The organism is Pseudovibrio sp. Ad46, assembly GCF_001623065.1.
In the GTDB taxonomy this organism is placed as follows: Bacteria; Pseudomonadota; Alphaproteobacteria; order Rhizobiales; family Stappiaceae; genus Pseudovibrio.
Genome location: NZ_LMCG01000041.1, coordinates 241,285 through 253,625, shown reverse-complemented (window position 1 = coordinate 253,625; position 12,341 = coordinate 241,285). Strand labels below are relative to the sequence as shown.

Below are 12,341 nucleotides of genomic sequence, written 5' to 3'. Positions count from 1 at the left end.
ATAGCGGCGTGATACCTGCTTAATCAAATAAAGATAGTTTTTTCTTTCTAAATATGCTCCATTGAACTGCAAGGGGGAAACGGGATGAAACTGTCTGTTTTAGTGTTCGCGAATTTTATTGCATCCATTGCCATGGGGATCGCGCTGACCATCGTCCCCTGGGAACTGTCAAAGTCTCTTGGCGGTGAGAAAGTCCTCGCCTTTACAGCAACCTATGCCACTGCTTTGCTGATCTTTCTTGCACCAATCTCCGGCAGAGTGGTGGACAGGTTCTCACGTCGCTCAACCCTGATGATTTGCATCGCGATGATGGCGGGTGTCTTACAGATTGCATCCGTCGCCCATGGCAACTCATTTCTCAAAATCGCCAGTTTAAGCACGTTCTACTTCGCCTCACAGGTCTTCTTTCTGTTCTTCTACAACGCCCTGACAGCGTTCATTCAGGAAGTGTTTGCGGAAGGTGAGCGCGGAAAAGTCAATGGCTGGATGCAGGTGGAAATGCAGGCCTCCACCTTTGTAGTGGGTCTGTTGATGATCTACGCCGTGAACAGCGATGACTTCCAGTTCCTCTTGCAGTTGAACAGCGGCCTGATGTTGCTTTCCGCCCTTCTGTTTTGCTTCATTCCTTACACACAGCAAGCAAGACCAGCCCGTGCACGCGTTTCGCGCACCGTCTTCCGCAGTATCTTCAAACGGAAGGATTTGGTGCTGCTCGGGGTTTGCGCCAACATTACATTCGTGGCTGTTATGATGCTCAACCTAGTGCATCCCATCTATCTGAGCGGTGTACTCAAACTGGATGTATCCGCCCTTGCAAAACTCTCTATTTCCTATGGCTTAGGAGCAGCCCTCTCCGGCTTTCTCATCAGCCGATTCGTTTCAACAGGGTCCGCCATAAGGATCATGCGCATTTGCCTAACGGTCTTCAGTCTTGCACTGCTCACAATCAGCCTGTTCCCAACTCTTCCAACCATTGTGATCGGTGCAGGAATCCTTGGCGCGACGGGGTCTGCCAATCGCGTCGCTTACAACACCTACATTATGAGCAAGGTTGAAAAGGGCATTTTTGGCAGCTACCTCTCTGTCATCAGCTCCCTGACCTACGTCCAGCGAACCCTCTTCGGTTTCCTGCTCTCCCTGCTCATCGTGGGGTTCCCAACCTCAAACTACTACTGGTTCGTCTTCGCCATCAGTTGCTTCGGGCTTCTCTTGCTGCAACTACACGCAGTACTTGCTTCTACGCAAAAGCTGGAGCTCAGCGAAACTATTGAAGTCAATTGAGGTCGTTTCTGTGGGACCTCAATCAACCCTCCAACTAAAACTATTCACCTCTTGGGAAGCGCTGGCTTTCTTCTAAAATATTCAGATCCATGTGGTTGCGCATGTAGCGTTCGGAGGCTTTTTGCAGGGGCTGGTAATCCCAAGGGTAATGTCCGCCCTGACGAAGCGCTTCATAAACGACCCATCGACGCGCCTGACTGGCACGAACATCTGCATCAAAACGGTCCAGATCCCAGCGTGCAGCGGCTTTTGTGCGAAACTCGTCTGCAACATTCTGATGTTCAGGGTCTTGAGCCAGATTATGAAGCTCATGTGGGTCTGCTTCCAGATCAAACAACTGGTCTTCATCCAACAGGCATTTGTTGAACTTCCAACGGCCCTCGCGCAGTGACACCATGGGTGCATAAGACGCTTCTGCCGCATATTCCATCGCAACAGGTGAGGTGCGGGTCTCACCCTGCCCCAAGCCAACCAGCGTTTCTCCGGTGGTCCACGGTATCACCTCTGCCATGCTGATGCCCGCCAAGTCACATAGCGTCGGGCACACATCAATGTTGCTTACGGGTGTCGTCACCAAACCGGGTTCCATCTGTGGAGCAGCAACCATCAAGGGCACGCGTGCGGAGCCTTCAAAGAACGACATTTTGAACCACAAACCGCGCTCACCGAGCATATCGCCATGGTCTGAGACAAACAGGATGATCGCTTCTTGCCGCGTGCTCTCCAGCGCAGTCATCACCTCACCGATTTTATCGTCGATATACGCGATATTCGCGAAATAAGCGCGGCGGGACCGGCGGATATCTTCCTCTTTGATATCAAAGGAACGCCAGTCATTGGCATCAAAGATACGCTTTGAATGCGCATCGTGCTCCTCGTAAGGCATTGCAGGAACCTCTGGCAGAAGATGCTCACAATCCTCATAGAGATCCCAATATTTCTTCCGCGCCACATAAGGGTCATGTGGATGAGTGAATGACACCGTCAGGCACCAAGGCCGTTCATCGTTGCCCCGCGCCAGATCATAGACCTTACGCGTGGCGTGGTACGCGACCTCATCATCATATTCCAGCTGATTGGTGATCTCGGCGGTGCCAGATCCGGTCACAGACCCCATGTTGTGATACCACCAGTCAATCCGCTCACCAGGCTTGCGATAGTCGGGCGTCCAACCAAAGTCAGGCGGGTAAACATCTGTGGTCAGCCGCTCTTCAAATCCATGAAGCTGATCGGGGCCAACAAAATGCATCTTACCCGACAAACAGGTCTGATACCCCGCCCGGCGCAGGTGATGCGCATACGTCGGCAAGGAGGATGCAAACTCTGCCGCATTATCATAAACACCAGTCGCACTTGGCAACTGACCTGACATAAACGAGGCCCGCCCCGGCGCACAAAGCGGAGACGCCGTATAGGCATTCTTAAAACGGGTCGAACGCTCCGCCAGCTTCTTAAGGTTCGGCGCATGCAGCCAATCAGCCGGACCATCAGGAAACAGAGTTCCGTTCAACTGATCGACCATAAATATCAGAATGTTTGGTTTGCTCATTGGGTACCGGCTGAATTCTGGTGAGAAGGAGTGACCTGCACGCTCAATCACCTGCGCTCTGGCATCATCGCCAAGCGCAAGAACTGAAACGCGAGTCAGTAATACCCCCTATGCATACAACGTCAGTCAGGTGATGAATACGGGAAACGTTGGTAAGCTATCGTGGTAGCTGGGGTTTTCCAAGGCACTCAACTTTCCTGTCTTTTTCTCTGCCAAGGTCCATGGTATTGCCATAGTCCTCTGACTATTCAGCGCATTCCATGTTTGAGAGTTGACCAACAGCTGCATGCCGTTTCGTGTTGTGACATTGCTGAGATCTGCCCTGCTCACGTGCATCACTCTGATGCTCGTGTTTTCTGTCATGGGCCGGCCAACGCCTTCGCATGATCTGGGTGCGCTGGCGCAAACCACCTATCAGCAGCATGTGGTTGCGGACACGCATGATCAGGAAGCAGGCCACAGCCACGACGCGTTTGAAGATGACCTGCAAATCTCCGGACATCTGCACGGACATAATTCTGCTGATCATTCTCATGAAGCACCAGCTGAAGCACATTTCACGCGTCCTGTGATTTCTGCTGAGGTTGGCAAGCACGTGGCGCAGCCCGTCAAAAGCTTGCGATATGACCTCGCTTCAAGGCTGGAGCGCCCTCCCCGACCATTCCTTCTGTAGCACCAATCCTATAAACTACAGATGGATTTTCCATGACATTTCCTCTTCAGCGCGCAGGCGCTGAGCGGTGGACGCCCGCGCGTTTGCTGCTGCTTTCCTGCATCCTGCTGCTGGCGCTCACGTTGCCTGCGGCAGCCCATGGCATCGCGACTGGTGACAAGGGCTATATTCAAGAGATCGCCGGGATCAACATCATCCCCTTCATGTATCTGGGGGCCAAACACATGGTCACGGGGTACGACCACATCCTGTTCCTGCTTGGGATCGTGTTCTTCCTCTACAAGACCAAAGACATCGGCGTTTATGTGAGCCTGTTCGCGATCGGCCACTCCACCACGATGCTGCTTGGAGTCTACTTCAACATTGGCATCAACGCCTACATCATTGACGCCATCATTGGCTTCTCGGTGGTCTATAAAGCGCTTGATAATATGGGCGCCTTCCGGGTCTGGTTTAAGTATCAGCCCAACACCCGCCTCACCACACTGATCTTCGGGTTCTTTCATGGCTTTGGCCTGTCCACCAAGATCCTCGAATACGAGATCTCACCGGATGGGCTGGTGCCAAACCTTCTCGCCTTCAACGTGGGTGTCGAACTTGGCCAACTGCTGGCCTTGAGCGGCATTCTCATTGTTATGGGCTACTGGCGGCGCACGCAGACCTTCTGGCGCTACGCCTACTCCATGAACACCACCATGATGACAGCAGGCTTTGCGCTGGTAGGATACCAGCTCACGGGCCTCATCCTATCTTTGTAATGCGAGGCCCCATGCACAATACAACTCCACCAAAACGCTCTGAGCTGCCATCTTCTGCACAACTGAAACGCTCCACCATCATTGCGGCTTTGTCTGCTCTGGCCCTCCTCATCGTGGTTATCCTGCCCTCTGAATATGGGGTAGATGCCACCGGCATGGGCCGCGTTCTGGGCCTGACAGAGATGGGTGAGATTAAAACCCAGCTGGCAGAGGAAAGTGCAACCGATGCAGCTGCAACTGCGGCTTCTGCACCGACAGCCTTCACTCAGCCAGCGGCAACCACTTCACCGGAACTCACCAACCGCGTTGACGAGATTGAACGCAAGCTGGCTGAGGTGATGCTGAAACAGCAGTTGCGCGAGCGTGTGACTGCCACGTCTCGCCGAGTTGACACGAAGACTGTTGCACCAGCGAAAACTGTTGCTGCAGTACCCGCGGCTCAACCTGTTGCCCCAACACCTGCCATCAAAAGCGATCAGACCACCATTCAACTTGATCCCGGTCAGGGTGTTGAGGTGAAGCTGGTGATGAAGGCCGGCAAGAGTGCGGCGTTTCGCTGGACGGCAAACGGAGGCACATTGAACTTCGACACACATGGAGACGGGGGTGGTCGCTCCATCTCCTATGTGAAAGGACGCGGCGTGCCGCAGGATGAAGGACAGATCACGGCAGCATTTGATGGCAACCATGGTTGGTTCTGGCGTAACAGAACTAACAGCCCTGTTACTTTATCACTGCAAACACGCGGAGAATACGAGTCGTTTAAACGAGTAAAGTAAGCGACTCATCAAGTTGACCTAATCGTCAATTCGGGTGGTTTTTCTGTAGTGTCCCGGCAAAATGCCTGCAAAACCGAAAAATCACCCGGGTTTTCCCCTTAAGCGCACAATATTCGGCGACAATCTGTCATGGGGTTCAATACCTATTACTCGAGGTAATACTGATATATGTCTCGCCAAAGCGCTTTGGTACAAATAATATTGCAACTAACCCGCACATTCCCCTCAGTTAGTTTGTGATTTGTCATTTGAGGGAATTTTAAATCGTTATAACGTGGTCAAACCACGCTTTCGTGCGATTGCATCAACTACGCATTCCTACTTATTTCATTCCAACGCGTTTCGATGCACTTTCCCTTCAAATCTTTTTGCACCCGGTGAAAAGTTTTTCACCTGCAAGGTTTGCCGCCACCCTCGGCAAGCCTAATTCGGGGCCTTACTGCCAGCTATACCCCCTTTTAGCTGGTGCGTAACAACCGAACCACATGAGTAAAAGCGAAGTCCGTTCCCTGCTGTTATAGACAGCATTCCCTCCTCCCGGGCTTCGCTTTTTACTCACTCAACATGCGATCGGGAGACCTTTAAGGTGACGAAGCTGCGTCCAGGCGTCATTTTTGGCGAAGAATACAAAACCCTCATTCAGGCAGCACGCGAAGGGCAGTACGCTCTTCCAGCAGTAAACGTAGTTGGCTCCAACTCAATCAACGCAGTGCTCGAAGCTGCAGCAGCCAACAAATCCGACGTAATCGTACAGCTCTCAAACGGCGGCGCACAGTTCTATGCTGGAGCAGCCTTGCCGGATAGCTTCCAGGCCCGTGTTCTTGGCGCGGTTTCCGCAGCCCAACACGTGCACCTGCTGGCAAAACACTACGGTGTTTGCGTTGTGCTCCACACAGACCACGCAAACCGTAAGCTGGTGCCTTGGCTGGAAGCTCTTATCTCGCACGGTGAAGACTACTTCCGTGCAAATGGTCGCCCACTCTTCACGTCTCACATGCTGGACCTTTCTGAGGAAACTCTGGAAGACAACCTGTCGGAAAGTGAACGCCTGCTGAAGCGCATGGCTCCACTGCAGATGAGCCTTGAGATTGAACTCGGCTGCACCGGTGGTGAAGAAGATGGCGTTGGTTCCGACGACGACATCGGATCTGACAACCCGAAACTGTACACCCAGCCAGAAGACGTGCTGGAAGCGTACAATCGCCTCGACCCATTGGGTCACTTCTCTGTGGCAGCATCCTTCGGCAACGTGCACGGCGTGTACAAGCCAGGCAACGTGAAGCTGCGCCCTGAGATTCTTCGTGAAAGCCAGAAACTGGTTCGCGAAACCCACGGTCTGGGTGAAAACCCACTGCCACTCGTGTTCCACGGTGGTTCCGGCTCTGAAAAAGCAAAAATAGCAGAAAGCCTGGGCTACGGCGTGTTCAAAATGAACATCGACACCGACACCCAGTTCGCATTCTCCGAGCAGGCGGGCGCTTATGTGTTCGAAACGCCAAATGCGTTCAAACACCAGATCGACCCAGAGACCGGTGTCCCTTATAAGAAGGTCTACGATCCGCGCAAGTTGCTGCGTGAAGGTGAAAAAGGAATCGTCACTCGTTTGACAGAAGCCTTTGAAGACCTTCGCAGCACTGGTAAATCCCTGGCGCAGTAAGAATGACCTCACAGGCCACACGTTGGGGGTGTGGCCTGGACTTTAATGGAGTACAGGATGAAAGCGCTATTTATTGGCCAGTCCTATATTGACGTGACCTTTTTGTCAGAGACCATGCCGGAAGGTGATGAGAAGGCAATTGCGCAGGATTACGCTGTCAGCTTTGGTGGCAACGCTGTCACCGCGGCTTTCGTCTGCGCAAAGCTGGGCATCTCACCTGACCTGCTGTGCTCCATGGCAGACGACTGGCTGTCTCGCATGTTCCGCGATATGGCGGCCAAGTATTCCATTCCGATCCACGGCGCTAAGGTAAAGGAAAGCTCCCTCTCCTTCATCATGCCTAAGGACGGCAAACGTGCCATCGTGCGCTGTCGCGACAACGACTTCCTGCATCCGGTTCCTGAACTTAACCTCGCAGGTTGCCAGGCGCTGCACGTAGACGGCCACATCCCACACGCTGCTCTGCATTACGCAAAGTTGTGCCGCAAGCATGGCATCCTGACGTCTCTGGATGGTGGTGCTGTTCGTGAGAACACCGAGGAACTGCTCGACTACATTGATGTAGCCATCGTTTCTGAGTTGTTCTGTGAACAGCTGGAAAAATCCCCGGAAGACACACTGGAATACCTGCGTGCCAAAGGCGTTAAGGTCGGCGGTGTCACTCAGGGCGAAAAAGGCCTGCTCTGGTACGAAGACAAGTGCCCGATCAAGCGTCTGCCAGCTCTGAAAGTGCCAAAAGAACGCGTCATCGACACCAACGGTGCGGGTGATACCTTCCACGGCGCTTATGTTTACGGCTACCTGGCGGACCCTCAGGGAACCTGGGAAGACCATTTCAAACTGGCTCGTGCGGCTTCCGCACACGCCATTCAGTTCCTCGGCAACGAGGCCTCTCTGCCAACCGTCCTTGATCTGGACAACGTGCAGAAAAACTTTCCTGCGAGCGACTAATCTAAGCGGCTTTGCCATGGGTGAAGCCATTTAGAGCCAAATAAAAACAATAAGAACGAACAATAACAATAATAGGCCCCACACGGGCACGTGTTCATGTGGCGCTCGCACACTCAAAAAGCCCCGTCTCTTTATGAGGCGGGGTTTTTATTTTGTCTTTTTCATATGTAGCGCCAAAGATCCAGACCAGCTTCCCTTAGTTATTGTCAGCTATACCCCCTTGATTCAGGCGGATTAGAAAAGGTGGAAAACCCCAGTCTGCAGATATTTTTTGCAGGATCACACCAGTGAAAACCAAGATATCTCTGGCTTCTCATTCCCGACTTTTAATAACGTTGAATATTACGGGCTCAGTTTCACTAATATTCTTCACGAATTCCAGAGAATATAAGTAAGCACATGATGAAGTCCATTGATCGCAGGCTTCTTTCACACAAACACAAATTGCATACAAACAACTGCTCGCCTGACGCGACAGAACAATTTCTGCATGCCAATTACACAGTTTCCGGCAGCAGTATTTAGCTCAGTTTCTATTGTTTAAAACAGGGTTTATACTATGACTCATCTCAAATATTCATGTGCTCTGGTCGCCTTGCTGGCGAGTGCAGGCATGGCACACGCAGGCACAATTACTATCACCACAGATGGCAGCAATGTGGTGACTCATTACACAGGCTCGTCAGACAACGCTGACACAGCCCTTGTTGAGACATCGCAAACCGGTATTGCCGACAGCGCAGACGTTGATCGCATTTTCGCAAATGAAATCAAAGGCAACGCCGCAGATATTGCCAGTAACAGCCAAACTATTTCCGACTTTGAGACCCTGTTTGGAACAGTGCAGACAACAGCACCAGCGGCAATATCTGATGGCGTTAAAGATCCGCTGAAGAACAACACAGGCACGCCTTTGGAAGAAGTCCGCGATATTGAAGCTACGCTCAAAGATGGCGCAACAGCCAAAACCGAGTGGAAAGCTTACCTGGACCACGTTGAGGCAAAAGCAGCTGCTGGCGAAGAGATCACCATGGATGCTCCGACAGATCCAGTGGCGGGTGACTTCACAAGCGGCGCGCTGCCTGCGAACATGGCGGCAGATCTGGGTACGCTTGATACTGCAGTAGACAACTACGCGGCGGAGCAATTACCACACGAGAACTACAGCACCTTCACCACGGCCAATGGCGCCAATGCATCTGGCCGTGCAACAGCTCAGGCACTGGAAAGCGGCGAAGGTCTGGCGAATGGCATTCTGGCATCCTTCAACGCGGTAGATGCTAAAATTGGCGACATCAGCACATTGCCAAGCGACCTTCAGGCACCAACCCCGGCGGATACCACCGTTGTCTCGGCTGTGACCAAGCTCAACGAGAAGGTCGGCTCTCTGGCTGATCTGAACTCCACCTTTACCGGCACAGCCCGTAACAGTGTTGTGGCAGCAGTCAACAGCAATGCTGAGCGTATTACTGCCAACAGCGCAGCTATTTCTGACAACAGCTCCCGCATCGTTTCATTGGAAGAGGACGTTGATGAGCTGCAGTCCGGTGTTGCCATGGCAATCGCGATTGCCAATGCGCCGATCATTCAGGGCGGTTACAACGGCCTCTCCCTCTCTGGTGGTTTCGGGCACTTCAAAGGCAAGTCTGCTGGTTCTATGAAAGCCGCCTTCATGCCAATGGACAACATGGCGATCACCGCCTCCGTCGCGACCGACTTTGACGACAACGTCGCCGCCGGCGCAGGTCTCGGTTTCTCATTCTAAGTTTTCAAGGAGAGGCACATGAGCCGACTTCTTTCATTTTTCTTCGTAGCCTTCGCCATGGTTTTCCATGGCGGGGGTGTTCTCGCACCCACTTCTGCTCAGGCAAAAGAGGAGTGGTCCGTTCAATGCAGCAAGCAACAATGTCAGATGTACGCCGAGATACGGCTGCAAAACGGCACCTTGTTTAACAACATCGCGTTTCGCAAACTCAATGCCACCACATACGCGGGCATCCTTAAGCTGCCCCTCGGTATTCACATCCCAAGCGGCATCAACATCGGCATTGATGAAGCGGCGATCATTCAGGCCAAGCTGATCACCTGCAATCCTGATGGGTGCGAAGCTGCCTTTACAGCAAATCAAACGGTGGTGGATTTTCTGAAGCGGGGAGACAAAATGTCGATCCTCGTCCGCAAGGCAGGAGATCGAAAGCAGCTGGCTCTCAATTACTCCCTGATCGGCTTCACCCGTAACTGGAACGCATTCCACAAGCGCATGGAAATGCTGACACCGTAGCCAGAAGGCCAAATAGATTTCTTAGGAGGAGTAAGTTATTGATATGCCTTGCACCTGTGGGAGGACCTAGGCAGCCGTGACATACTCATCCAATACCGACAATTCCATATCCATTCGCGATGAAACCGAGTTTCAGCGGTTTATCGGATATGAGCTGGAGCTTTTCCCAAAGGAAGGCACGGCAATCTGTGCGTTGGATATTGATGCCCGGTTTGCCAATCGCAGTGGAGTGGTACATGGGGCGATTGTGACCATGTTGCTGGACAATGCCTGCGGTGGATCTTGCAACGCAACGGTGGATCCCACCGGGAAGCAACCGTTTGTGACGCTGTCACTGACAGTCAACTTCATCGCACCTGCCATCTGCAAGCGGTTGGTTGCGAAGGGCAAAGTCGTTGGTGGCGGCAAATCAACACTCTTTGCCGAGGCGGAGTTGTTTGACGAGAATGATCAGCTGATTGCAACGGCCACCGGCCCTTTCAAACGCGCACCACAGCGCGAGATGCGGCTTGATCACTCTTGAGTCTCGCGGGGCTTTGGTCCGACGCCATCAAAGAAGGTCGTCATGAGCAATGCCGTGACTTCTCCGATATCCGCCTTTTCTTTCACGATCATATCCCAGGCAGAAAACAACAGCACGTCATAGGTATTCATCACCCACCGCGTCGGCAGCTCCTTGCGAATGTCGCCATCTTCTTTCGCTTGCTCAACCGAGGTGATTGTCTCTTGCTCCATAAGGGCATAGCGTGGATCTTTGCTCAGAACGCGTTCCCCATCCAGCCAAAAAGAGGAGAGGAAACGTAGCCGGTCTGCAAGCGGAAGCATCAGCTCAACAGCCCGCATCATCGCTTGCTTCCCGCGAAGACCTTCTTTCTCCATAGGCGTCAGCGCGTGAATAATATCCTCAAAGCTGACCTTCAGGACCTCCTCAATCAACGCTTCCCGAGACGCAAAATGTCGATACAGCGTGGCGCGACCAATCCCGGCAATCTCAGCGATCTCCGTTAGTGAAGCCATTGGATTTACTGGTAATTCTGCCAAGCCAGCTTCAATCAGGGCCCTGCGGGACTTAACAGCCCTTTTATCACGCAATAACATTTCATCCTCATTTTATGAGACGCACTTGTCTCACATATAATTATTATGATACACAACCTTCTCATAAATCAAGATCAGAGATGATCTAGAGGCGTTCACTCAGCGATAATCGGGCATTCCGTAGGCCTAAACCAAACTCTGAAACCTGCCTCAATTAAACATATTGCTCAGGAGCACTGAATGTCCAAACGGATTGTGTGGTTGTCAGCGGCATTGGTGCTACTGGGAACTGTCGGTACCTATGTTCTTTCGCTTGAAGACACAAGTGATGTCGACATCGGAGAAAAGGACGTTGTTCTGCCTGTGGTCAGCTATGTGACTGCGCAGGCAGCCGATAACACCGGACATATTTCTGTTTTTGCCGAAGTGCGCCCGCGTTGGACTGCGGATCTAAAGGCGCAGGTCTCTGGCAAGCTGTTGTCCGTGGCTCCTCAGGCCCTTGAAGGTAAGAAAGTCTCCAAGAATGAGGTGATGGCGCAGCTGGAAAAGCACACTTACGAAGCCCAGCTGGAAGATGCCAAATACCAGCAGTCGACTGCAGAATTCAATCTGAAGAAAAAGCAGAACAAGCATGTGCTTGCGCTGAAAAACTGGCGCGCAGTGAACCCGAAGGAAGCCCCACCGGAAATGGCCGTCCATATTCCGGAACTGCGCGTTGCAGAAAAAGCATTGGAAGCTGCTGTCCAGAAGGTAAAAGTCGCGCAGTATGATGTGAACACGACCACCATCAAGGCCCCCTTCAGCGGGTTTGTGACAAAACGCCATGTGAGCATCGGCCAAAGCATCTCTGTAGGCGATACCTTGTTCACCCTGTTGGACGCTGAGCAGTTGGACATCACCGTCTCTCTGGACCAAGCCCAATGGAACCTGCTGGAAAAGGCGTGGCAGGAATTTCCGGCGAAGATCTATAATGCTGACAAGGAACTGGTCGGGCTTGCCAGAATCCAGCGCGGTGGTGGCTTCCTTGACCCTAAATCGCGACGTTATCAGCTCTTCCTCGAGATCGTGAAATCACCAGAAACCACTGTTTTGCCGGGCGAGTTCGTGAAAGTTGAACTGCAGAGTAAAACAGTCAACGACAGCCTGAAATTGCCTGCGACTGTGCTCACTCAGGAAGGGTTCATCTGGTTCTTAAACAACAAGGACGAGCTGCAGCGCTTTGAAGCTTCTGTCGTGTTCCGCAATGACACAGACATCATCGTGAAGATGCCGAATGAGCTGCAAGAGATGGATGAGAAGCGCGTTGTTCAGCTGCCGATGGCCGCGTTCTTACCGGGCCAGCACGTCGCCCCAACTCCAGCGGGGCACTAACAC

At 52.5% G+C, this 12,341-nt stretch carries 12 protein-coding genes; 10 read left to right on the top strand and 2 right to left on the bottom strand.

Annotation, left to right across the window (positions count from 1 at the left end):
* The first annotated feature begins 84 nt into the window (after nt 1–84).
* Complete coding sequence (locus PsAD46_RS10370) at nt 85–1,281, top strand: MFS transporter (RefSeq protein WP_063306771.1); 1,197 nt, start codon at nt 85–87, stop codon at nt 1,279–1,281.
* Between the two features lie 40 nt (nt 1,282–1,321).
* On the opposite strand, the gene betC is transcribed toward PsAD46_RS10370, so the two are convergent.
* Nucleotides 1,322–2,830, bottom strand: coding sequence for a choline-sulfatase (betC, locus tag PsAD46_RS10365; RefSeq protein WP_063306770.1), 1,509 nt, complete (start codon nt 2,828–2,830; stop codon nt 1,322–1,324).
* A 286-nt stretch (nt 2,831–3,116) separates the two neighbouring features.
* Between betC and PsAD46_RS10360 the strand changes: the two genes are divergently transcribed.
* The 8 genes from PsAD46_RS10360 to PsAD46_RS10325 all read left to right on the top strand — a co-directional run bounded on the left by PsAD46_RS10360 (nt 3,117) and on the right by PsAD46_RS10325 (nt 10,452).
* A complete protein-coding gene (locus tag PsAD46_RS10360) occupies nt 3,117–3,503 on the top strand; it encodes a hypothetical protein (RefSeq protein WP_208981766.1) in 387 nt (128 codons plus the stop codon).
* Between the two features lie 32 nt (nt 3,504–3,535).
* Nucleotides 3,536–4,261 (top strand): HupE/UreJ family protein, encoded by a 726-nt coding sequence (locus PsAD46_RS10355; protein WP_063306769.1) that lies wholly within the window; start codon nt 3,536–3,538, stop codon nt 4,259–4,261.
* An 11-nt stretch (nt 4,262–4,272) separates the two neighbouring features.
* On the top strand, nt 4,273–5,040 hold the full coding sequence (locus tag PsAD46_RS10350) for a hypothetical protein (protein WP_063306768.1): 768 nt from the start codon (nt 4,273–4,275) through the stop codon (nt 5,038–5,040).
* Nucleotides 5,041–5,626: 586 nt separating this feature from the next.
* Nucleotides 5,627–6,697 (top strand): class II fructose-bisphosphate aldolase, encoded by a 1,071-nt coding sequence (gene fbaA / locus PsAD46_RS10345; RefSeq protein ID WP_057462099.1) that lies wholly within the window; start codon nt 5,627–5,629, stop codon nt 6,695–6,697.
* A gap of 57 nt (nt 6,698–6,754) precedes the next feature.
* Nucleotides 6,755–7,648: a sugar kinase gene (locus tag PsAD46_RS10340; RefSeq protein ID WP_063292963.1), complete on the top strand. Its 894-nt coding sequence runs from the start codon at nt 6,755–6,757 to the stop codon at nt 7,646–7,648.
* Between the two features lie 559 nt (nt 7,649–8,207).
* Complete coding sequence (locus tag PsAD46_RS10335; protein ID WP_063306767.1) at nt 8,208–9,413, top strand: YadA C-terminal domain-containing protein; 1,206 nt, start codon at nt 8,208–8,210, stop codon at nt 9,411–9,413.
* An 18-nt stretch (nt 9,414–9,431) separates the two neighbouring features.
* Nucleotides 9,432–9,929 carry an invasion associated locus B family protein gene (locus tag PsAD46_RS10330; protein ID WP_208981765.1) on the top strand — a complete coding sequence of 166 codons (498 nt, stop codon included), beginning with the start codon at nt 9,432–9,434 and terminating at the stop codon, nt 9,927–9,929.
* A gap of 76 nt (nt 9,930–10,005) precedes the next feature.
* Nucleotides 10,006–10,452: a PaaI family thioesterase gene (locus PsAD46_RS10325; protein ID WP_063306766.1), complete on the top strand. Its 447-nt coding sequence runs from the start codon at nt 10,006–10,008 to the stop codon at nt 10,450–10,452.
* Here the strand turns inward: PsAD46_RS10325 and PsAD46_RS10320 are convergent.
* Nucleotides 10,443–11,027 (bottom strand): TetR/AcrR family transcriptional regulator, encoded by a 585-nt coding sequence (locus PsAD46_RS10320; RefSeq protein WP_063306765.1) that lies wholly within the window; start codon nt 11,025–11,027, stop codon nt 10,443–10,445. The genes PsAD46_RS10325 and PsAD46_RS10320 overlap by 10 nt on opposite strands.
* 180 nt (nt 11,028–11,207) lie before the next feature.
* Between PsAD46_RS10320 and PsAD46_RS10315 the strand changes: the two genes are divergently transcribed.
* Entirely contained in the window at nt 11,208–12,338 is a 1,131-nt protein-coding gene (locus PsAD46_RS10315; RefSeq protein WP_063292967.1) for an efflux RND transporter periplasmic adaptor subunit, read from the top strand.
* The last annotated feature ends 3 nt before the right edge of the window (nt 12,339–12,341 follow it).